Annotated in this window: 21 protein-coding genes and 1 other annotated feature (1 of these 22 only partly in view); of the genes, 11 read left to right on the top strand and 10 right to left on the bottom strand. The window is 46.5% G+C overall.

Going from position 1 to position 20,348, the window contains the following annotated elements:
* The 11 genes from IAE30_RS14365 to gndA all read left to right on the top strand — a co-directional run bounded on the left by IAE30_RS14365 (nt 1) and on the right by gndA (nt 10,874).
* Nucleotides 1–756: a glycosyltransferase family 2 protein gene (locus IAE30_RS14365; RefSeq protein WP_038645981.1), complete on the top strand. Its 756-nt coding sequence runs from the start codon at nt 1–3 to the stop codon at nt 754–756.
* 2 nt (nt 757–758) lie between these two features.
* On the top strand, nt 759–2,402 hold the full coding sequence (locus IAE30_RS14360; RefSeq protein ID WP_038645984.1) for a glycosyltransferase: 1,644 nt from the start codon (nt 759–761) through the stop codon (nt 2,400–2,402).
* The gene (locus IAE30_RS14355) at nt 2,395–3,423 is read left to right on the top strand and encodes a WavE lipopolysaccharide synthesis family protein (protein ID WP_200680231.1); all 1,029 of its coding nucleotides are present in this window, start codon (nt 2,395–2,397) and stop codon (nt 3,421–3,423) included. The genes IAE30_RS14360 and IAE30_RS14355 overlap by 8 nt, the downstream gene beginning before the upstream one ends.
* Nucleotides 3,410–4,342 carry an NAD-dependent epimerase/dehydratase family protein gene (locus IAE30_RS14350; protein WP_038645988.1) on the top strand — a complete coding sequence of 311 codons (933 nt, stop codon included), beginning with the start codon at nt 3,410–3,412 and terminating at the stop codon, nt 4,340–4,342. Before IAE30_RS14355 ends, IAE30_RS14350 begins: the two co-directional genes overlap by 14 nt.
* 31 nt (nt 4,343–4,373) lie before the next feature.
* Nucleotides 4,374–5,429, top strand: coding sequence for a WavE lipopolysaccharide synthesis family protein (locus tag IAE30_RS14345; RefSeq protein ID WP_200680230.1), 1,056 nt, complete (start codon nt 4,374–4,376; stop codon nt 5,427–5,429).
* Nucleotides 5,429–6,247 carry an ABC transporter permease gene (locus IAE30_RS14340; protein ID WP_038645992.1) on the top strand — a complete coding sequence of 273 codons (819 nt, stop codon included), beginning with the start codon at nt 5,429–5,431 and terminating at the stop codon, nt 6,245–6,247. Before IAE30_RS14345 ends, IAE30_RS14340 begins: the two co-directional genes overlap by 1 nt.
* The gene (locus tag IAE30_RS14335) at nt 6,244–6,969 is read left to right on the top strand and encodes an ABC transporter ATP-binding protein (RefSeq protein ID WP_200680229.1); all 726 of its coding nucleotides are present in this window, start codon (nt 6,244–6,246) and stop codon (nt 6,967–6,969) included. The genes IAE30_RS14340 and IAE30_RS14335 overlap by 4 nt, the downstream gene beginning before the upstream one ends.
* 12 nt (nt 6,970–6,981) lie before the next feature.
* Nucleotides 6,982–7,623 (top strand): hypothetical protein, encoded by a 642-nt coding sequence (locus tag IAE30_RS14330; RefSeq protein ID WP_038645995.1) that lies wholly within the window; start codon nt 6,982–6,984, stop codon nt 7,621–7,623.
* On the top strand, nt 7,613–8,248 hold the full coding sequence (locus IAE30_RS14325) for an HAD family phosphatase (protein WP_038645998.1): 636 nt from the start codon (nt 7,613–7,615) through the stop codon (nt 8,246–8,248). Before IAE30_RS14330 ends, IAE30_RS14325 begins: the two co-directional genes overlap by 11 nt.
* 4 nt (nt 8,249–8,252) lie before the next feature.
* Nucleotides 8,253–9,314, top strand: coding sequence for a nuclear transport factor 2 family protein (locus tag IAE30_RS14320; protein WP_038646001.1), 1,062 nt, complete (start codon nt 8,253–8,255; stop codon nt 9,312–9,314).
* A 150-nt stretch (nt 9,315–9,464) separates the two neighbouring features.
* Nucleotides 9,465–10,874, top strand: a complete 1,410-nt coding sequence (gene gndA / locus IAE30_RS14315) for an NADP-dependent phosphogluconate dehydrogenase (protein ID WP_200680228.1) — start codon at nt 9,465–9,467, stop codon at nt 10,872–10,874.
* Between the two features lie 35 nt (nt 10,875–10,909).
* Here gndA and IAE30_RS14310 read toward each other — a convergent pair whose 3' ends face one another.
* The 10 genes from IAE30_RS14310 to hisG all read right to left on the bottom strand — a co-directional run bounded on the left by IAE30_RS14310 (nt 10,910) and on the right by hisG (nt 20,198).
* Nucleotides 10,910–12,025, bottom strand: a complete 1,116-nt coding sequence (locus tag IAE30_RS14310; protein ID WP_200680227.1) for a succinylglutamate desuccinylase/aspartoacylase family protein — start codon at nt 12,023–12,025, stop codon at nt 10,910–10,912.
* A gap of 170 nt (nt 12,026–12,195) precedes the next feature.
* Nucleotides 12,196–12,993: an ABC transporter substrate-binding protein gene (locus IAE30_RS14305; RefSeq protein ID WP_200680226.1), complete on the bottom strand. Its 798-nt coding sequence runs from the start codon at nt 12,991–12,993 to the stop codon at nt 12,196–12,198.
* 172 nt (nt 12,994–13,165) lie between these two features.
* Nucleotides 13,166–13,777, bottom strand: coding sequence for a bifunctional phosphoribosyl-AMP cyclohydrolase/phosphoribosyl-ATP diphosphatase HisIE (gene hisIE, locus IAE30_RS14300; RefSeq protein WP_200680225.1), 612 nt, complete (start codon nt 13,775–13,777; stop codon nt 13,166–13,168).
* Nucleotides 13,771–14,547: an imidazole glycerol phosphate synthase subunit HisF gene (gene hisF / locus IAE30_RS14295; RefSeq protein WP_034824747.1), complete on the bottom strand. Its 777-nt coding sequence runs from the start codon at nt 14,545–14,547 to the stop codon at nt 13,771–13,773. Before hisF ends, hisIE begins: the two co-directional genes overlap by 7 nt.
* Nucleotides 14,529–15,266: a 1-(5-phosphoribosyl)-5-[(5-phosphoribosylamino)methylideneamino]imidazole-4-carboxamide isomerase gene (gene hisA, locus IAE30_RS14290; protein ID WP_200680224.1), complete on the bottom strand. Its 738-nt coding sequence runs from the start codon at nt 15,264–15,266 to the stop codon at nt 14,529–14,531. The genes hisF and hisA overlap by 19 nt, the downstream gene beginning before the upstream one ends.
* A complete protein-coding gene (gene hisH, locus IAE30_RS14285) occupies nt 15,266–15,856 on the bottom strand; it encodes an imidazole glycerol phosphate synthase subunit HisH (RefSeq protein ID WP_034824743.1) in 591 nt (196 codons plus the stop codon). The genes hisA and hisH overlap by 1 nt, the downstream gene beginning before the upstream one ends.
* On the bottom strand, nt 15,856–16,923 hold the full coding sequence (gene hisB, locus IAE30_RS14280) for a bifunctional histidinol-phosphatase/imidazoleglycerol-phosphate dehydratase HisB (protein WP_045832301.1): 1,068 nt from the start codon (nt 16,921–16,923) through the stop codon (nt 15,856–15,858). The genes hisH and hisB overlap by 1 nt, the downstream gene beginning before the upstream one ends.
* Nucleotides 16,920–17,990, bottom strand: coding sequence for a histidinol-phosphate transaminase (hisC, locus tag IAE30_RS14275; protein WP_200680222.1), 1,071 nt, complete (start codon nt 17,988–17,990; stop codon nt 16,920–16,922). The genes hisB and hisC overlap by 4 nt, the downstream gene beginning before the upstream one ends.
* The gene (hisD, locus tag IAE30_RS14270) at nt 17,987–19,294 is read right to left on the bottom strand and encodes a histidinol dehydrogenase (RefSeq protein WP_200680221.1); all 1,308 of its coding nucleotides are present in this window, start codon (nt 19,292–19,294) and stop codon (nt 17,987–17,989) included. Before hisD ends, hisC begins: the two co-directional genes overlap by 4 nt.
* 4 nt (nt 19,295–19,298) lie before the next feature.
* Nucleotides 19,299–20,198 carry an ATP phosphoribosyltransferase gene (gene hisG, locus IAE30_RS14265; protein WP_034824735.1) on the bottom strand — a complete coding sequence of 300 codons (900 nt, stop codon included), beginning with the start codon at nt 20,196–20,198 and terminating at the stop codon, nt 19,299–19,301.
* 54 nt (nt 20,199–20,252) lie between these two features.
* Nucleotides 20,253–20,348, bottom strand: a sequence feature (His leader region) (it continues 26 nt past the right edge of the window).

Raw genomic sequence — 20,348 nt, 5'->3', positions numbered from 1 at the left:
ATGTTAAATATCGTTGTTCCTATGGCAGGTCGAGGCAGTCGGTTCGCTAAAGACGGTTATAAAGATCCTAAACCTTTGATCCCACTCAACGACAAACGTATGATCCAAGTGGTTATTAATAATCTTAAACCCATTCAGCCTCATAAGTTTATTTTCATTTGTCAGCAGGATCATATTGAAAAATATGATTTATCAAAAAAGCTCAATGAGTGGGCGCCGGGGTGTGACATTGTTGGAATTAACGGTATTACGGATGGAGCCGCATGCACTGTGATGTGTGCGAAAGATTATATTGATAACGATCAGCCGTTGATGATTGCTAATTCTGACCAGTGGATTGATATCGATATTAACGATTATTTAAAGTATATGGATGATAACAAGCTTTCAGGCCTGATTATGACTATGTCAGCAGACGATCCTAAATGGTCTTATGCTGAATTAAATAATGTCGGCAAGGTTACTCGCGTTGTTGAAAAGGAAGTGGTCTCAGAAGAAGCAACGGTAGGTATCTATAATTTCAAACATGGCGCTGACTTTTGCCGTAATGCTAATAAAATGATTGAAATTAATGAACGTACCAACGGTGAGTTTTATGTAGCACCAGTATATACATGGATGTATCGCGAAGAAGATGCAAATATTGGTATTTATAATATTGGTGCTGAAGCAGACGGGATGTATGGTTTGGGCATTCCTTCTGATTTAAAATTATTTTTATCACTGGATGTTTCGAAGAAAGCGCTGGATTTTTAAGTATGACAAATGCTAAGAAAAAAATATGCCTCATTGGTCATGAATGTGGGTATTATAAAGGTCAAGGTGGGGTTGCAACCTATATAGAACATACAGCAAAAGGATTTAGTAGGTTAGGATATGAGGTCCATACTATTTTTTTGCACGGTAGTGACCTACATGATCCTGAAATCACGTGTTGGAAAATAAAAGATAACTATAGCATTTTCAAAAATTCTAAAGCAATTGACGAAGTGCTGTCGCAAATAAAACCTGATTTTGTTGAAGTTACCGACTTTATCGGTCTAGCGAGTTACACTCTTGCAAAGCGCGCGCTTGAGGGACTGGATTATTCATGTCGTTTTATCACGAACAATCATACCGGTATCCGTGAGGTTTGGGAGTGGGGAACAGCCCTTGACTTTATGGAGTGTGCTCCGCCATGGATGATCGAAATGTACCAATATGAGAGAGCTCAATCAATACTAAGTGATGCTAATTTCTCGACTTCAAATTTCCTTTCGAATTACCTCAGTGCTTTACATGACACTAAAGTTAAAACCTGTCCATCATATTATCCGTTAGCAGAACAAACCATCCCGCCTGTCAGAGATAGTAATGGATCTTTTGAAATTCTTTCTCTGGGGCGGTTTGAGCTTCGAAAAAAGCAGGAGTTGTTGATACTTGCTGCCTGCGAATTAATGAGCGAAGGTTGTAACCTGCATGTAACGTTGATCGGTAATAGCGGTGATGATTTTTATGATCGCCGCGACTATATGGATACATGCTATGGACTTATTCCACTTGAGCTAAAAAAGAACTTTAGTTTTTATGATTTTATTCCTTATAAAGAATTACAAAAACAATATAAAAATTATGATCTGTTCGTAATTCCATCGCCATATGAAAACTTCCCAAACACTGCGTTAGAAGCGATTAATTATGGTCTGATCGTCGCCGGTAGTAAAACCAGTGGTATAGCTGATATGAGCGGGCCTGCTGCTGAAAAACTTTGTTTTGAGAAAAACTCTGTTGACTCTATCAAGCAGATGTTGACAGAGTTTAGCAATATGAGTCGGGAAGAGAAAGAAGATATAAGAAAAGTACAGCGTGAATCGCTGAAGTCTTTGGTCAGTTTTGAGAGTGCTATTGTCGCCAGAGCGAGTCAATACGAAAGTATTGAAATCAAATCAACTAATGTCCGGCCGCTTCTTGAGAAATGTCTTTTCGTTACTATGAAAGATGATGCGCGTCTTGAATATATGTTTCTGGGAGACAAGAAAATTCATATCGATAGCAATGAGGCTTATCAATTTGTTGATGCAGCAGAATATATGATTATTCTGCCATCTGATAATTTGGACGATGCTATTACGGAAAAAAATTACCTACCGGAAAAAAATGTTATTTCTGCATTTTCATATGATCATCCCTACGGAACTGTTTTGGATATAAATAAATCAAGAAAAGCTTTTTCACAATTGACCATCAATGTCGCAGATGTCTCAATCAGTAAGCATGTTAAAGCGTCAAGATTGATTGCAGAAATATTGTTCTCCTGTAAAGATGTTGTCTTCTTCAGAGAAGATTCAACAAGGGTGGAAAAGGGTATTGGCATTGATTTAATGTATGAACTTGACCTGTTGAGATATAAATATAATGGTTAAAAACGTTTTCGTGATTATTCATGGCCCTCTTGAAGAGGATTTTTTAGAGAAAAACTTGAATGCAATTCACAAACAACTAAGCAATGCGAAAGTTTTAATATCGACGTACAAAAAAGACGCAGATAAAATTCAGGGTTTGTTAAAAAAAATTAATTTTAGTGCTCGTGATAACATTCAGGTGTTAGGATGTGATGATGTTTTTAATCCGGGTTTTTTTAATATAAATCGTCAGATTAATCTGGTCAATGCAGCACTGAAAGTTGTTGACGAAAATGCTTTTGTGATTAAAGTCAGAATGGACCAGACAATCAACTTTAAGTCTTTGATGAGAATGGTTAAGACCTTTTCAACGGATGTTAAGGATAAGCTTATTACGACTAACTGTTATACACGTGCAGACCGTTGGTATCATCCATCAGATATGTTGCTAGCAGGTGATTACAAGGTATTAAGAGATTATTATCCTGAGGACTTCTTTAGAGAAACGCATATGGATAACATTCTTCTTATCAGAGAGTTAGTCAAAAATAATCATGAGAAGGATTTCTATAATTATTGGCCGGAGTCTCGCTTGTTTACTAACTTTGTTAAAAAGAGAGGCGATGTAATTTTCGAGTCCAATGAAGACAGTCTTGAAAAGCTTAAAAAATATGTTTTTGTTATAAATAGCTGGGATATTTCCCTGAAATGGAAGAAGTTTTTGAAAGGATGGATTCCTGTCCTTCCTTATACTTTTAAAATGGCTCCTTTTAAAGACGGTCCTGAAGAAGATGCTTATAACTTTAAGGCTAGTGATCTTAACGCGGTTCCATCTAAAACTAAAGAAAGTATATTTATAAGGCTCTCGAAAATCTATTTCAAAACAGGAATGTATCATTTTAATCCACTCTTCTTTAGCTACCGTACTTTTCTGCTAAGAGTTGGGCGTAAAGTATTCGATATTTCTTTAAAGTTCATCCCACCTATTTTTCATCACACACTCGTTACGATAGGTAGAAAATTATATTATGCTATCAAGTAATCTATATATCGTGGGCTGGCGAGGTTACATTGGCCAATCTTTGCTGAAGTATTTGGGCAGAACTGGTTTTAGTAAGCAGGTTGTTCTTTATAAACGTAAAAATGAAGCGAGTACACTCGTTCCCAATTGCATTAATGTCAGTATGTCACAGCACGATGATTTCATTAGGAAAATATCTCAGGATGATAATCCTGTAGTCTATTATCTTGCCAATAGTATCTCCCCGGCAGAATCACAAAGTCTGGCTCTTGAAAGTGTTAGTTCCAATCTCCTACCTTTTATAAACTTTCTTGAAGATATAAAATCTTTAGCCAGTAAGGTTACTTTTATTTTTGCTTCGTCTGGTGGAACTATTTATGGAGACACTGGCGGTGAGAAGTGTCATGAAGACCATGTTCTTTCACCGAAAACTATTTATGCTGCGAACAAACTGGCTCAGGAATCTTATCTTCAAGTTTACCATTGTAACTATGGATTAAATTATAGGGTGTTACGGATTGCTAATCCTTATGGACCCGGACAAGTTTACAAAGGCGGGCAGGGCCTTATACCAGCAATCATGGATTCCTATAAAAAGAATAACCCAGTAAAAATTTATGGAGATGGTACAGCTTCACGTGATTACATTTACATAGATGATCTTCATGACTGTTTTATTAAGTCTGCTTGTTATGAAGGCGATATGAGAATCTTCAATGTAGGTTCAGATTCGAAATATTCAATTCTGGATATTATCGATAGATTCTATCGGCATGGTATTATTGTCGAGACTATTAAAGTAAAAAGCGATATATCAGTTATTAATTCCGTATCTCTGGATATTACGCGTGCTAAACGAGAGTTTAACTGGTCACCTCAAACAAGTCTTGAAAATGGATTAAAAAAATACATTGAATGGTATGAATTAACCCCTCATTAAATCAAGGCATGAATATTAAGTAACGTGGACAATGCATCCTGAAAATCTCATCTCACCGAGTGAAGTTTCCTTCATCATTCAAGGGGGGGTTTTAAATACCTCTCGCGAATTAGATAAAGAATTTATATTCAATCTCAACTTAATATTAAAAAATTTCCCAGAATCTGAAATCATAGTGTCAACATGGAAGGCAGATGATGTCATTGAAGACAATCTAATGACTACCTATTCTGGCGTTAAATTTTTATTTAATGATGATGTAGGATCAATATCTAAGAATGTTGAGGGTGTCAAGGTTGTCAGTAATGTCAATCGAATGCTAGTATCAAGCCTTAATGGTTTGAGATGTGCTACAAAAAAATATTCGATAAAAATGAGGACAGACTCATATTTTTACAATGATAATATTCTTTCATGGCTTAGCGACTACTTTCTAGAAAATAAATTCCTGTCTGTTGACAATGTTCTAAGGCAGGATGAATACGCGGTTTTTAGTCGTCACCTAATTAACTGTAACCTGTTCGCTCGTAATCCCTTCAGTCAGTTACCTTTTCTCTATCACCCTGGTGATATTTTAGTGGCTGGCTTGACACTGGATGTATTAACTTTCTTTGATATTCCTCTAGCTGACGAAAACATTTTTCTACATTGTAAAAGCATGATGAATGCATGTTATATGCGGTTTGTACCAGAGCAGTATGTTTGGGTAAAAAACCTAGAGCGTTCCGTCCAGGACTTTAAATATTCCGGTAATTTTTCAAGAAATGCTGCTGAGGTTGAACGCTCAGAGAGGTTTTACGTAAATAATTTTTTGCCTTTAGATTCTAAAAGACTGGGGTTTGTATGGCGTAAGCATAAAGAGGTATATTTCAATAAAGGCTGGTCTAGTCTCTATCAACCCTTTGATTGGATTGGTTTATACTCCAAGTACATTTGTAATAAGAATAGCTCTTATCCTTTCATCTGGTATTTAAGATTATTACAAATAACGCTGATGAAGCTTTATTTCTTTTTCAGAACTCAACTGCTTAAGTTGCCTTTTGTGCGTAAAATTGCATATCGCTTATTTGTAAAGAGGGGAAGTTAATGAAAGGTTTTATATCTACTCCGCAAAGCAGGACGACTTTTGCGGAAGTCTTAGACTCCAGAAATTTGATCAAGGAGTTTATTCGAAGAGATTTTAATGTTCGCTATAAACAGACTAGCTTAGGCGTTTTATGGGCAATTATAAATCCAGGTGTAAATATACTCCTATACTTGTTTGTGTTCGGATTACTTGTTAAAGTCCCCACGCCAGAATATAACGCGCCTTACGCTGCTGTTTTAATATCCGGAATCCTTTTCTGGAATCTATTTGCTACCAGCATGATGGCTGCAAGTGATGCCATAATAAATAACATCCATCTTTTAACAAAAGTATATTTCCCTAGGATTTCGCTATGTATAGCGAGTGTATTTGTGGCTTTCATTGATTTTGTTATAGCATTCATTGTTTTTATTCCGCTAGCAATTTTTTATGGTGTTCATTTTGATTTTTCACGCCTCCTCTTCCTTATTCCATGCATAGCTATTACTCTTATGCTCGGATGTGGTGTAGGTTGTTTTATGGCGATTTTAAAATTACGGTTTCGTGATTTACGTCATGTGCTGCCGTTAGCGACGCAGGCTCTGTTTTTCGCTTCTCCGGTAGTATACACGCTTACAATAGTGCCGAAAGAATTCCACCAATATTATTCATTTAACCCCATGACAGGTATTGTTGCTCTTTCACGTTGGGCCTTGCTTGGGGGTGATAGCATTAATATTTCTACTATATTGTATAGCTTTGTTACTGCTATTGTTTTAGTCATCTTTGGTGTGTACTACTTTATCAAAAATGATAGATTAATTGCGGATTACGAATGATTACTTTTGAATCTGTTACACGCGAATTCAGTGTTGGAAATTACCAACACAGTACTCTTAAAGAGCTTTTTTCTTTTAGCAAAAAGCGTCCTGAACCCGGGAAAATTTACCGCGCTGTAGACGACGTCTCCTTTTCTATTACGCCAGGCCAAGCAGTTGGGGTTCTGGGGCGAAATGGGGCTGGTAAGTCTACCCTGCTCAAGCTTTTGACCCGGATCATCGCACCCAGTTCTGGGAAGATAACTGTCGATGGTTCTATTTCCTGTCTGCTGGAAGTTGGTGCAGGATTTCACCATGAGCTTTCAGGTTACGAGAATATTTTTCTTAGCGGTTCTATATTAGGTATGAGTCGCAAGGAAATTGAAACAAAACTTGAAAGTATCATTGAATTTGCTGAGGTTAGAGACTTCATTTACGAGCCTGTGAAATATTATTCCTCAGGTATGTACGTCAGGCTTGCCTTTTCAATTGGTGTACATCTGGATTCCGAGATTTTGGTCATCGATGAAGCTTTAGCTGTGGGTGATGCTAATTTTCAGGCCAAATGTCTGAAAAAAATAAATGAAGTAAAAGCAAGTGGAAAAACTATTTTCTTTGTTAGCCACAACGTTAATCAGGTTGAAAACATATGTGACGCATGCCTTGTTATGGAAAAGGGACAACTTATTTATCAAGGTGAAACTACACAAGCCGTTGAAATCTATAACCAGTTAATTAAGTAAAGAAGGTTAAAAATGATAGTTATTTCTCATCGTGGCTACTGGAAGTCTTTAGAAGAAAAAAACACTGAAGCAGCTTTTATCCGATCGTTTCAGCTTGATCTCGGCACAGAAACTGACTTACGTGACTTCAATGGTGAAATCGTAATCAGTCATGATATTCCTGATGCATCGTGTATTACATTCCAACATATGCTTGAATTGTATAAAACCTACACCAGTACTAATCCCCCATTGGCATTGAACGTCAAAGCCGATGGTTTGCAAGAGAAAGTCAAAGTTATTCTTGAGAAAATGCACATTACGAATTACTTTTTTTTCGATATGGCTTTACCAGACTCGCTTGCTTATTATAAACATTCCTTAAAAGCTTTTGTAAGATACAGTGAATTCGAATGCCTAAATGCACTTTATGATATTTCTGAAGGTGTATGGTTAGATGGTTTTGAAAAAGATCTGGTTGAAGAAGAGTTAGTGCAGAAAATTCTTTCTGATGGAAAAAAAGTTTGCATTGTTTCTTCTGAACTACATAAACGAAACCACCTTGAAATGTGGGGAAAATTAGAAAAATTTAACGGTAATTTACTTTCCTCATCTGATTTAATCATTTGTACCGATTACCCTGAAGAATGTATGGAGTTTTTGAATGTCTACTAATATTAAAGCTGTTATTTTCGATATGGACGGTGTCCTTATCGATGCTAAAGACTGGCATTATGAGGCCTTGAATACTGCTCTTGATCTGTTCGGACTGACAATTTCTCGACAAGAACATTTAACAACATATGATGGTTTGCCTACTAAAGATAAGCTTATCATGCTAAGCAAAGATAAAGGTTTATCAACAAATCTTCATGGTTTCATCAATGAAATGAAGCAGCAGTACACCATGGAGATTGTTAATAACAAATGTAAACCCATGTTTCATCATGAATATGCACTTTCAATGTTGAAAAAAGATGGTTATAAAATGGCCGTCGCTTCTAACTCTATCAAACACTCAATTGAAGTTATGATGGAACGTGCACATCTCGCACAATATCTTGAGTTTTATGTCTCTAACCAAGATGTTGTGAAAGGCAAACCCGATCCTGAAATGTACAACAAAGCTATATCAATGCTGGGTTTGGAACCTGCTGACTGCGTCATTGTTGAAGATAATGAAAATGGAATTAGAGCAGCAAGAGCTAGCGGAGCACATGTATTAGAAGTTGAAACGGTTCACGATGTCAATTATGCGAACATAAAACGTTTTATCTCTTTGGTAGAGAGCGAGGTTTAATGGCATGTTAAATATTATTATTCCAATGAGTGGAGCCAGCCTTTATGAAACCAGCGCTGATTTCATCTATCCAAAAATCCTTACTGAAATTAATAATAGGACCCTGCTGGAATATTCTCAGGATATCTTTTCTACGTTAACCGAAGAGTATAAAAGTCTTTTTGTTGTCCCTGCTGATAAGCTTACTAAGCTAGCGCTGGGTAACATTATTGAACTTATCTCACCTCAAGCGGTTATCATTCCACTACAGGGTATGACAAAGGGAGCTGTTTGCAGCAGCATGATGGCTATTGACGAAATCAATCTCGATGATGAATTGATTATCGCGTCAGCTGATCACTATATCAATGATAATTTGCAACAGGTGCTTGAATATTTTAGAAGTCTGGAGGCTGATGCCGGTGTCCTCACTTTTGAATCTGTTCATCCGAAGTGGTCTTTTGTAAAAACTAACGAAGAAGGCTTAGTAGTACAGACGGCAGAAAAAAATGCGATTAGTCGCAATGCCGTTGCAGGACTTTACTATTTTAAAATTGGCTCTGATTTCATCGAAGCTGCAAAAGAGCTTATCCGAAAGGATAACGCTATCGATAATAATTTCTATCTCTCTTCATCTTTAAATGAGTTGGTACTGAAGGGTAAAAAGATAGTGATGCGTCCTCTTAGCGATTCGGTGTATCACAATTTCTATGATGCCCATGCTGTAAAAGCATTTGAATCATCACACGCTAATCCTTTACCACCCGTTAAGAAACTGACTGAAAAATATATTGCTGCTTTTAATTCTCGTTCTTTACATGAAGTAGTCGAAATGTTTGACCGTAATGCCACGCTAACCGATCCTGGGAACCATAAAGTTGGTCAGGAAAACATCCGTAGTATGTTAGTACAACTTTTTACCGATACTAAATCTCTTGAATTTAAAGCTCTTTCTGTTCTAGCTGAGCAAAACAGATCAGTTATTGAATTTGAACTCCAACTTGATGATAAGTTGCTGCGCGGTGTTGATATTATTGACTGGGATAACAAAGGTCATATTCTAAAACTTAACGCTTATTTGTATTAGTGTTCCAACGAGCATGCTTATCCCTGGAACTTCTAATGATATCTCATAGCATCATTTTCTAACTGGTTGATGCTTACCTAGGTTAACATGTTTGCCACTTTTGTTCACAAACTGCTGCGTTTGTGAAGTGACCTCAGACAGGAGTATGTAATGTCCAAGCAACAGATAGGCGTTGTAGGTATGGCAGTGATGGGCCGTAATCTGGCTCTTAACATTGAGAGCCGCGGTTACACTGTTTCTATCTTCAACCGTTCACGCGAAAAGACTGATGAAGTTATCGCTGAAAGTCAGGGCAAGAAACTTGCTCCATTTTACACCGTTGAAGAGTTCGTTGAATCGCTGGAAAAACCACGCCGTATTCTACTGATGGTGCAGGCTGGTGAGGCAACTGATAAAACTATCGCTTCTCTGACTCCTCACCTCGACAAAGGTGACATCCTGATCGACGGCGGTAATACTTTCTACAAAGACACCATTCGTCGCAACAAAGAACTTTCAGATCAAGGATTTAACTTCATCGGTACTGGCGTTTCCGGCGGTGAAGAAGGCGCACTGAAAGGTCCTTCCATCATGCCTGGTGGCCAGAAAGAAGCCTATGAACTGGTTGCGCCGATTCTGGATAAAATTGCCGCGCGTGCAGAAGATGGCGAAGCTTGCGTTGCTTACATCGGTCCAAACGGTGCTGGTCATTATGTGAAGATGGTGCATAACGGCATCGAATACGGTGACATGCAGCTGATCGCTGAAGCCTATGCGCTGCTGAAAGGTGCGCTGGGTCTGAACAACGAAGAACTGGCTAAAACCTTTACTGACTGGAATAACGGTGAGCTGAGCAGCTACCTGATTGACATCACTAAAGATATCTTCACCAAGAAAGATGAAGATGGTAAGTATTTGGTTGATGTGATCCTGGACGAAGCCGCTAACAAAGGTACCGGTAAATGGACTAGCCAGAGCTCACTGGATCTCGGCGAGCCGCTGTCTTTGATTACCGAATCCGTGTTTGCACGTTACCTCTCTTCACTGAAATCTCAGCGTGTTGCTGCTTCTAAAGTACTGAGCGGTCCACAGGCTAAAGCCTTTACCGGTGACAAAGCTGAGTTTGTTGAGAAAGTACGTCGCGCACTGTATCTGGGCAAAATCGTTTCCTATGCTCAGGGCTTCTCTCAGTTGCGTGCTGCTTCAGAAGAGAACAACTGGGATCTGCACTACGGTGAAATCGCGAAGATCTTCCGTGCTGGCTGCATCATCCGTGCTCAGTTCTTGCAGAAGATTACCGATGCTTACGCAAGCAATGCTTACATCGCAAACTTGTTGCTGGATCCATACTTCAAAAACATTGCTGACGAATACCAGCAGGCGCTGCGTGATGTTGTTTCTTACGCGATTCAGAACGGCATCCCGACTCCGACCTTCTCGGCAGCCATCGCCTATTACGACAGCTATCGTTCAGAAGTTCTGCCAGCTAACCTGATTCAGGCTCAGCGTGACTACTTCGGTGCGCATACATACAAGCGCATTGATAAAGACGGTGTATTCCACACTGAGTGGCTCGACTAATAATTGTGAGGCTTCCTTCGGGAAGCCTCAATTTTTTACCCCACCAACAACTCTCCCTCTCTGCCCGCATTTTCCCCCGCAAGCCTCACTACCAGCATTCCCGCCGTAGCAAACTTCATCAGGTTCCTCGCATACAGCACCCCACCAAACTCTGCCACCAGCGGTGTCACCTGGTCGGTAATCGGATCCACAATCTCCGCCACCACTTCACCCGGCTTGATCCACTCACCCAACTCACGGCGATTCAACAGCAATCCAGAATGCGGTGCATGGATATACTCACAACCTGCCAGCGGTGTCGCGGGATTGATCAGGGCAGGGGACTCACCTGTTTCACCCGCGATATAGCCGCCTTCAATCAACGCGTTAATAATCGCATCCGCATCCTTCTCCGCCTGTTGCGGCGACACATCCGCAACCCCACGTAACTCTAGCGTCACTGGCAACAAACCACGAGGCATCGGATACTCACCACCAAATCGCTCAGCCAGTGTCAGCCACGGTTCACAGCAGGCCTCATCAAAGGGTTCGCCACCGGAGATTTGCGCCAGCAGTTGCACTTCACTGCCTAACCAACGCGCTAATGGTTCGATATCCTGCCATGCGTGCGGCGTGGTATACAGATGCGGCAATGCGTCCCAGTCGCAGTGCAGATCAATCATCAAATCGGCCTGGCTGGCCATACGCATTAGCGTGAAGCGCTGCGCATCCAGTTCGGTACGAGCAATGCGATCGCGATAGTGGCGATCAATGGCATCACGGATCAGCCGTTTGTTCTCATATTCGCTTTGCGTCAACGAACCGGCCAACTCTTCAGCCAGGGTATCGCCTAACGCCGGGAAACGGCGATTGAAATCCTGACCTGAAAGTGTATGGAATCGACCCAAATGGCTGCCGTGCCAGTGTTGACCCATCGCCAGCGGATTTGCCACCGGCACTAGCGTAATTTTGGATTTGAGCTGCCCGGCAGATTCCAGCGCCAACAGTTTGTGTTTCAGATACCACGCCACCGCCATACCCGGCAGTTCATCACCGTGCAGTGCCGCCTGAATGTAGACGCGCTGCTGGGAATCGGTACCGAAATGAAAGCTGACGATTTCGCGCTGTGTACCGAGGGAAGCACTTAACAAGGGATGATGTTGTTGTTGCATGGCGAGGTCGATGTCCTATATCTACGGCACGCTGAACGTCGTGCCTGATTAATTTTATTGACTGGAATTATAGTGCTGCTGTGAAAATGAGCGGGTATGAAGCCGCTAAATTTGCGCTCGCTCATGTTAGCAGCGCAAACAGGGCGGCCTGAAGACCGCCCCTGCTTTGATTAATGCTGGATCGAGATGTCAGTGGCGAAGTACTTCTTCTGAATCTTGTCGAAAGTGCCGTTTTTCTTGATTTCAGCGAAGGCGTTATCAAGGGCTGTTTTCAGCTCTTCATCGCCTTTACGCAGACCAATCGCCGTACCTGGACCGATAATCGGGTCTTCCACAATTGGGCCAGCCAGCTCGAAATCTTTGCCTTGCGGATGTTTCAGGAAGCCGTTAGCTGCCTGTGCTGCATCGGTGAACACCACATCCAGACGGCCAGAAATCAAATCGCTCTCCACCTGCGCCTGATCGCCGTAAGGCACCACGTTTACACCGTGTGGCTGCCATTTTGCCAGCGCATAACGTTCCTGCACGGTTCCTTGCTCAACGCCAACTGTTTTGCCTTTCAGCGATTCAGCCGTTGGCAGCAGGCCAGAGCCTTTACGCGCAATTAGCTGAGTTTTGGTGTCGTACAACGGCACGGTGAAGTCGATCTGCTTCAGACGCTCTTCCGTGATCCCCATATCAGAGAGGATGGCATCGAACTTACGCGCTTTCAGCGCCGGGATCATGCCATCGAACTGGCTCTCCACCCAGACACACTTGGTTTTCATCTGCTCGCACAGTGCATTGCCAAGGTCGATATCAAAACCAACCAGCTTGCCTTGTGGTGTTTTGGATTCAAAAGGAGGGTAGGTTGGGTCTACAGCGAAACGTACCTGATCAATCTTTGCCTGCGCGCCAAATGCGCAACCTGCCAGCATGGCCAGCGCCAGCGTCTGACGCAGGCGGGCAGTAAAACGAGAACTTGCCATAATAACGGTCTTCTTTTTTCGTGATGTGGAACAAAGCAGAGTACCGATCACTGTCCGCCATGGCAATTAGCAGATTATTTTCATCACGTTACCATTATGAGTAAGCATTGCTTTCTGGCGTAGAAACAACAAAGCGCACCGAAGTGCGCCTGAATATTATCTGGGAATAACGTTACTTATGACGCGCACGCAGATTATTAATAATCGTGCTCAAATCCAGCTCCTGATCCTGCAGCAGCACCATCAGGTGATACAGCAAGTCAGAGGCTTCGTTGGTCAGTTCATGACGATCGTTAACTGTGGCAGCCAGTGCGGTTTCCACGCCTTCTTCACCCACTTTCTGCGCTATACGCTTGGTGCCGCTTGCATACAGTTTGGCGGTGTAAGAACTCTCAGGATCGGCGCTCTTACGCGAAGCCAGCAGTTGCTCAAGCTGATACAGGAACGCCCAATCTGGCGCAGCCGGTGAGAAGCAGCTTGATGTTCCGAGGTGGCAAGTTGGCCCAATCGGGTTTGCCAGCACCAGCAGGGTATCGTTATCACAATCCGGCATGATGCTCGCGACCTGCAGGAAGTGACCGGAGGTTTCCCCTTTGGTCCACAAGCGGTTTTTGGTGCGAGAGAAGAAAGTGACGTTGCCTTCCGCCAGCGTCTTTTGCAGCGCTTCCTCATTCATATAACCGTGCATCAGCACTTCGCCAGAAACGTTGTGCTGGACGATGACGGGCATCATGCCCGCGGTTTTGGCCCAATCCAGTTTGGCCAGTTGTTCTGCAGTTAACACGCGCGAATCTCCACACCGTTGTCGATCAGGAAGTTTTTCAACTCGCCAATATTGATAATTTGTTTGTGAAACACTGAAGCGGCCAGCGCACCATCGACGTTTGCCTGTTCAAAGGCTTCGAGGAAATGCGGCATGGTGCCTGCTCCGCCAGAAGCGATGAGGGGCACTTTACACACGTCTCGGACTTTCTTCAGCTGCACCAGATCGTAGCCATTACGTACGCCATCCTGGTTCATCATGTTCAGCACGATTTCGCCCGCACCCAGCTTCTGCACTTCCTGCACCCAATCCAGGGTTTCCCAGGTGGTGACACGGGTACGTGACTCATCGCCGGTATACTGGTTGACGTGATACTTGCCTGTGGCTTCATCAAACCAGGTATCAATACCCACCACGATGCACTGCACACCAAAGCGATCCGCCAGACGCGTGATCAGCGTCGGGTCAGCCAGCGCCGGGGAGTTGATGGAGATCTTATCCGCACCGAACTGCAGAATGCGCGCGGCATCCTCCTCACTCTTGATACCGCCCGCCACGCAGAACGGAATATCAATCACTTCTGCGACGCGTGACACCCAGCTTTTATCCACCACGCGGCCATCGGAAGAGGCGGTGATATCATAGAACACCAGCTCGTCAGCGCCTTCCTGCGCATAGCGCTGCGCCAGTGGCACGATATCGCCAATAATTTCGTGGTTGCGGAACTGCACGCCTTTCACCACTTGTCCGTCACGGACATCGAGACAAGGAATTATCCGTTTTGCCAGCATGCAATCGCCTCCGCTACGGTGAATTTATCTTCCAGTAAAGCACGACCGACAATCACGCCCTGTGCGCCACTGCCACGTAAGGCAGCGATGTCATCCAGCGATCCAATGCCGCCGGAACTCTGAAACGCGATGTCAGGGAAGGCATCAGACACTTCTTTATACAGCGCCACGTTGGAACCACTTAAGGTGCCATCGCGCGAGATATCGGTGCACAGCACGTGCTTCAGGCCAACCGGCTGATACCAGCCAATCACCTCTTCCAGTGTTACGCCAGCCGCTTCCTGCCAGCCACTGATCGCCACTTCTTTACGATTATTGGCGTCAATGCGCACATCCAGCGCCAGCACGATGGCATCGGCGCCGAACTCGTTGAACCAGCTTTTCACTTCCTCTGGTTGTTTCACTGCCGTGGAGCCCACCACCACGCGGGTCGCGCCGGCCGCCAGCAAGGCTGCAACGTCTTCACGATTGCGGATGCCGCCGCCGACCTGCACCGGTACATTCACGCCGCGCAGCAGGGTAGTCAGCAGAGGGATCTGGCGTTTAGCCGGATCTTTGGCGCCAGTGAGATCCACCAGGTGCAGCACTTTCGCGCCCTGACGTTCGTAATCCTGCAGGCGCGGCAGCGGATCGCTACCGTAGTCGCGCTGCTGGCCGTAGTCGCCCTGATGCAAACGCACCACTTTGCCGTCGATTAAATCTAATGCCGGGATAATCATCACATCTCCAGGAAGTTTTTCAGCAACTGCGCGCCTGCTTTGCCAGAGCGCTCCGGGTGGAACTGCACGCCGAAGAAGTTATCTTTCTGCAAGGCGGCGGTGAACGGATGGCCGTAATCGCACTGGGCGATGGTGGCGGCGTTCACCGGCATGGCGTAGCTGTGCACAAAGTAGAAGTAGCTACCGTCGGGAATATTACGGAACAGGTGATTGCCAGCTTGCGAAGTGATCTGGTTCCAGCCCATGTGCGGCAAGGGTAAACCCTGGGTATCCATCAGCGAGACCGGTTCATCCACCAGACCCAGCGTGGTCACGCCACCGTTCTCATCGCTTCCGCGACCCAGCAACTGCATACCAAGACAAATGCCGAGCACCGGTTGGGTACAGGCTTTGATCAGATCGATCAGGTCACGCTCCTGCAACTGGTTCATGGCGGCTTGGGCGGTGCCCACGCCCGGCAGCAACAGCTTATCGGCGCGCAGCACCACATCCGGATCGCGGCTCACCTCGGGCGTATAGCCGAGGCGCTCAATCGCCCACTTCACGGAGGATAGGTTGGCGCAGCCGGTATCGAGAATCACCACATTCATCACAGCACTCCTTTCGAACTCGGCAGGGTGTTGCCTTCCACGCGAATCGCCTGGCGCAAGGTGCGGCCAAAGGCTTTAAACAGGCTTTCCACACGATGATGATCGTTCTTGCCTTTGGTCTTCAGGTGCAGGGTACTCATCATGGCGTAGGAGAGGGAGCTGAAGAAGTGCTCAACCATCTCGGTGCTGAGATCGCCGACACGCTGGTAGCTGAACTCGGCTTTAAATTCGATGTGCGGACGACCAGAGATATCCAGTGCGCAGCGCGCCAGGCACTCGTCCATCGGCAGCACGAAGCCGAAACGGCCGATGCCTCGCTTGTCGCCCAGCGCTTTCAGCAGGGCTTCACCCAGCGCCAGACCGGTATCTTCCACGGTGTGGTGATCGTCAATATAGAGATCGCCTTTCACGTCGATGTTCATGCGGAAGCCGCCGTGTACGGCAATCTGATCCAGCATGTGGTCAAAGAAGCCGACACCGGTGTTGATCTTGCTGCCGCCTTCGCGGTCCAGCCACACTTCCACTTTGATCTGTGTCTCTTTGGTGTTGCGTTGCACCAGCGCATGGCGGTCACGTTTGGTCAGGCGTGCCTGGATCGCGTCCCAGTCAATACCTTCCGCACCGTAACGCAGGCCCTGAATGCCCATGTTCTCAGCCAGCTGGATATCGGTCAGGCGATCGCCAATCACGTAGCTATTTGCGGTATCCAGTGCGCCTTGTGCCAGCCAGGCTTCCACCATTTTGGTTTTCGGCTTGCGGCAATCACAGTTATCTTCTGGCTTATGCGGGCAGATCAGGATGTCGCTGAAGTTCACACCCTGTGAAGTCAGAATCTGCATCATCAGGTTATGTGGGCCATCAAAATCAGCCTGTGGGAAGCTGTCGGTGCCCAGACCATCCTGATTGGTGATCATCACCAGCTGATAGCCGGCATTTTGCAGGGCCAGCAGCGCAGGGATGGCGTTCTTCTCAAACGCCAGCTTTTCCATGCGGTCTACCTGAAAATCCGTTGGCGGCTCAGAGATGATGGTACCGTCGCGGTCGATAAAAAGGGTCTTCTGACTCATGCTTGCTCCACTGATAAGGCTTGCAGCGCGGCGATCAGGCGCTCGCACTCTTCACGGGTGCCGATGGAGATGCGCAGGCATCCCGCAAGGCCGGGGTTTTTGTTTTGGTCGCGCAAAATAATGCCTTGATCCCACAACGTTTTAAACACTTTTGGCGAATCAGTGAAACGCGCCAGAATATAGTTGGTTTCGCTCGGGAACACCTGCTGCACCACGCTCAACTGTGGCAGCTGCTCAAACAGCCAGGCGCGATTGGCGTTGAGTTCCGCCACGTGCTGACGCATCAGCGCAATGCCTTCTTCGCTCAGCGCCTGTCCCGCCACATCAGCAACCGGGGTCGCCAGCGGGTAAGGAGCGATCACTTTCATCAACAGGTCGATCACTGGCTTGTTGGCCAGCGTAAAGCCACAGCGCAGGCCAGCCAGCGCAAAGGCTTTTGACAGCGTGCGCAGGATCACCAGATGTGGATATTCTTTCAACCAACCCGCGAGAGTCGCTTCCGGGCAGAACTCGATATAGGCTTCATCGGCGACCAGCAGTGCTTTACCGGCGGTCATCTCCAGCAGTTTGCGGATATCGTCTTGATTGATCAGGTTTCCGGTCGGATTGTTCGGGCTGCACATGTAGACCACTTTCACGCCGTCTAACTGGTCCGCAATCGCCGGCAGGTTCAGCTGCCAGTCATCCAGCGCTGCCACGGTGCGATACTCAATGCCGATGGTTTCCGCGCTCACGCTGTACATGCCATAAGTCGGCGGACAGAACAGGATCGCATCTTTGCCCGGCTCACAGAAGGCGCGCATTAACAGCTCAATGCCTTCATCAGCGCCACGGCTGACAATCACTTGCTGCGGCGATAAACCGGCATAAGCTGCATAGCGCTCAATCACCATCTTCGGCTGGCATTCCGGATAGCGGTTCAGCGTTTGCTGAGACAGCTCAAACGGCACCGGAAGCGGGAATTCGTTGGCATTCAGCCACACATCACCATTACCACCTAGACGACGCGCAGATTGATATGGCGTCAACGCGCGCACATTGGCGCGGGCTAAATCTTCAATGCTCATGCTTGCTCCTTCAGCGCGGCAACACGCAGGGTAACGGCGTTCTTGTGGGCTTCCAGCTGCTCAGCAGCGGCTAAGGTTTCAATGGTGGCCGCCAGATTGAGGAAGCCTTGCGGCGTCAGCTCTTGCACCGTCATACGTTTCTGGAAATCGGCTAATCCCAGGCTGGAACAGGTTGCGGTATAACCGTAAGTCGGCAGCACGTGGTTGGTGCCGGAAGCGTAATCACCTGCCGATTCCGGTGACCAGTCGCCCAGGAACACGGAACCCGCACTGGTGATCGTATCCACCAGATCGCGTGGCTGGCGCGTCTGAATAATCAGGTGCTCAGGACCGTACAGGTTGGAAATTTCCACACACTGCGCCAGATCGCGCAGCACGATCAGACGGCTACTCTCCAGCGCCTGACGCGCCGTGGCAGCACGTGGCAACTGCGCGAGCTGTTCTTCCACCGCCTGCGCCACGCCTTCTGCCAGTTTCAGCGAAGGGGTCAGCAAGATGACCTGAGAATCCGGGCCGTGTTCTGCTTGTGATAGCAGATCGGAAGCGACAAATGCTGGTGTGGCACCTTCATCAGCAATCACTAAAACCTCTGACGGGCCAGCAGGCATATCAATCGCGGCACCATCCAAGCGCTGGCTCACCTGGCGTTTAGCTTCAGTGACGTAGGCGTTGCCTGGGCCAAAGATCTTGTCGACTTTCGGCACGGTTTCAGTGCCGAAGGCCAGCGCAGCAATCGCTTGTGCGCCACCAACCTGAAACACTTCTTTCACGCCGCACAGTTGCGCGGCATAGAGAATTTCGTCGGCAATCGGCGGGGGAGAACAGAGCACCACACGACCACAACCGGCGATACGTGCTGGGGTTGCTAGCATCAAGACCGTAGAGAACAGCGGGGCAGATCCGCCAGGAATATACAACCCAACCGATTGCACTGGACGGGTGATCTGCTGGCAGCGCACGCCAGGCTGCGTCTCGATATCCACCGCGGGCAGAATCTGCGCGTTATGGAAAGTTTCGATATTACCGACAGCCACTGCCATCGCCTGCTTCAGCGTATCGCTCAAGCGATCGCTGGCGGCTTGCATCTCTTCTGGCGTGACGCGCAGGTTTTCCACCTGCGCCTTGTCGAAGCGCGCGCTGAACTCGCGCAGCGCATCATCGCCTTGTTCTTTTACTTGCGTCAGCACATCGCGCACGATTTCGCTGATGCTCGCCGAAGCAGAAATTGCCGGACGCATCAGCAGCGCTTGCTGCTGTTGTTCATCACACTGTAGCCAGTCAATTGGGGTCATGATTGTGCTCATGCTGTTACTCCAACATTTTTTCGATTGGCAGTACCAGGATGGAGCTGGCACCCAGCGCTTTCAGTTTTTCCATGGTTTCCCAGAACAGGGTTTCACTGCTCACCATGTGCATCGCCACGCGGCTCACTTCGCCTGCCAGCGGTAATACGGTTGGGCGCTCGGCACCTGGCAGCAGGGCGATCACTTCTTCCAGGCGCTCGCTTGGCGCGTGCAGCATGATGTACTTGGATTCACGTGCTTTGATGACGCCCTGAATGCGCGTCATCATTTTGTCGATCAGTTCTTGTTTCGCCGCAGGCAGTTCGCCATCGCGCTGAATCAGTACCGCTTTAGAACGGTAAATGACTTCCACTTCGCGCAGGCCGTTGGCTTCGAGGGTGGCACCAGTCGATACCAGGTCGCAAATGGCATCGGCCAGACCTGCACGTGGCGCGACTTCCACCGAACCGTTCAGCAGGCAAGACTTAAAGGAAACGCCTTGCTTATCGAGATATTTCTTCAGCAGGTGCGGATAAGAGGTGGCAATACGTGAGTTCTGCAGGCACTGCGGGCCGGTGTATTCTGCATCTACGGGCATCGCCAAAGACAGGCGGCAGCCGCCGAAATCGAGACGGCGCAGGGTGAAGTAGCGTGGATCTTCGCCCTGTGCACGGCGGTCCAGCAGCTCTTCTTCCAGCACGTTCTCACCGACGATACCGAGATCCACCACGCCATCCATCACCAGGCCAGGGATATCGTCATCACGCACACGCAGGATATCGATAGGCATGTTCTCCGCAAACGCAATCAGACGCTGCTGCTGAAGGTTAATTTTGATACCGCAGCGGGCCAGCAGTTCGCGTGATTCATCACTTAAACGGCCAGATTTCTGCATAGCTATGCGAATACGGGTGTTATCTAACATGTTTCCTATCCTCTTATTCAATCCTGTCTGAACTCAGTTGGGTTGCGTTCGCCCATAAAAAAACCCCCGGAAGATGATCTTCCGGGGGCTCTCTTTGCGTTCGCACCACTGGAAGATCCTAATCGTCTCCCAGCACACATCGCCTGAAAG

The sequence above is a fragment of the Pantoea sp. S61 genome, assembly GCF_016625145.1.
Classification (GTDB): Bacteria; Pseudomonadota; Gammaproteobacteria; order Enterobacterales; family Enterobacteriaceae; genus Pantoea; species Pantoea rwandensis_B.
The sequence above is the reverse complement of the archived record's forward strand: the minus strand, read 5'-3'. Positions and strand labels throughout refer to the sequence as shown.

Excerpts from the sequence above, each read along its gene's own strand:
- IAE30_RS14320 (WP_038646001.1), top strand. The coding sequence starts at position 8,253 with ATGTTAAATATTATTATTCCAATGAGTGGAGCCAGCCTTTATGAAACC.
- IAE30_RS14350 (WP_038645988.1), top strand. The coding sequence starts at position 3,410 with ATGCTATCAAGTAATCTATATATCGTGGGCTGGCGAGGTTACATTGGC.
- hisB (WP_045832301.1), bottom strand. The coding sequence starts at position 16,923 with ATGAGTCAGAAGACCCTTTTTATCGACCGCGACGGTACCATCATCTCT.
- IAE30_RS14325 (WP_038645998.1), top strand. The coding sequence starts at position 7,613 with ATGTCTACTAATATTAAAGCTGTTATTTTCGATATGGACGGTGTCCTT.
- IAE30_RS14340 (WP_038645992.1), top strand. The coding sequence starts at position 5,429 with ATGAAAGGTTTTATATCTACTCCGCAAAGCAGGACGACTTTTGCGGAA.
- IAE30_RS14335 (WP_200680229.1), top strand. The coding sequence starts at position 6,244 with ATGATTACTTTTGAATCTGTTACACGCGAATTCAGTGTTGGAAATTAC.
- IAE30_RS14355 (WP_200680231.1), top strand. The coding sequence starts at position 2,395 with ATGGTTAAAAACGTTTTCGTGATTATTCATGGCCCTCTTGAAGAGGAT.
- hisH (WP_034824743.1), bottom strand. The coding sequence starts at position 15,856 with ATGAATGTGGTGATTCTCGATACCGGCTGCGCCAACCTATCCTCCGTG.
- hisD (WP_200680221.1), bottom strand. The coding sequence starts at position 19,294 with ATGAGCACAATCATGACCCCAATTGACTGGCTACAGTGTGATGAACAA.
- IAE30_RS14330 (WP_038645995.1), top strand. The coding sequence starts at position 6,982 with ATGATAGTTATTTCTCATCGTGGCTACTGGAAGTCTTTAGAAGAAAAA.
- IAE30_RS14305 (WP_200680226.1), bottom strand. The coding sequence starts at position 12,993 with ATGGCAAGTTCTCGTTTTACTGCCCGCCTGCGTCAGACGCTGGCGCTG.
- gndA (WP_200680228.1), top strand. The coding sequence starts at position 9,465 with ATGTCCAAGCAACAGATAGGCGTTGTAGGTATGGCAGTGATGGGCCGT.
- hisG (WP_034824735.1), bottom strand. The coding sequence starts at position 20,198 with ATGTTAGATAACACCCGTATTCGCATAGCTATGCAGAAATCTGGCCGT.
- hisA (WP_200680224.1), bottom strand. The coding sequence starts at position 15,266 with ATGATTATCCCGGCATTAGATTTAATCGACGGCAAAGTGGTGCGTTTG.
- hisF (WP_034824747.1), bottom strand. The coding sequence starts at position 14,547 with ATGCTGGCAAAACGGATAATTCCTTGTCTCGATGTCCGTGACGGACAA.
- IAE30_RS14345 (WP_200680230.1), top strand. The coding sequence starts at position 4,374 with ATGCATCCTGAAAATCTCATCTCACCGAGTGAAGTTTCCTTCATCATT.
- IAE30_RS14360 (WP_038645984.1), top strand. The coding sequence starts at position 759 with ATGACAAATGCTAAGAAAAAAATATGCCTCATTGGTCATGAATGTGGG.
- hisC (WP_200680222.1), bottom strand. The coding sequence starts at position 17,990 with ATGAGCATTGAAGATTTAGCCCGCGCCAATGTGCGCGCGTTGACGCCA.
- IAE30_RS14365 (WP_038645981.1), top strand. The coding sequence starts at position 1 with ATGTTAAATATCGTTGTTCCTATGGCAGGTCGAGGCAGTCGGTTCGCT.
- IAE30_RS14310 (WP_200680227.1), bottom strand. The coding sequence starts at position 12,025 with ATGCAACAACAACATCATCCCTTGTTAAGTGCTTCCCTCGGTACACAG.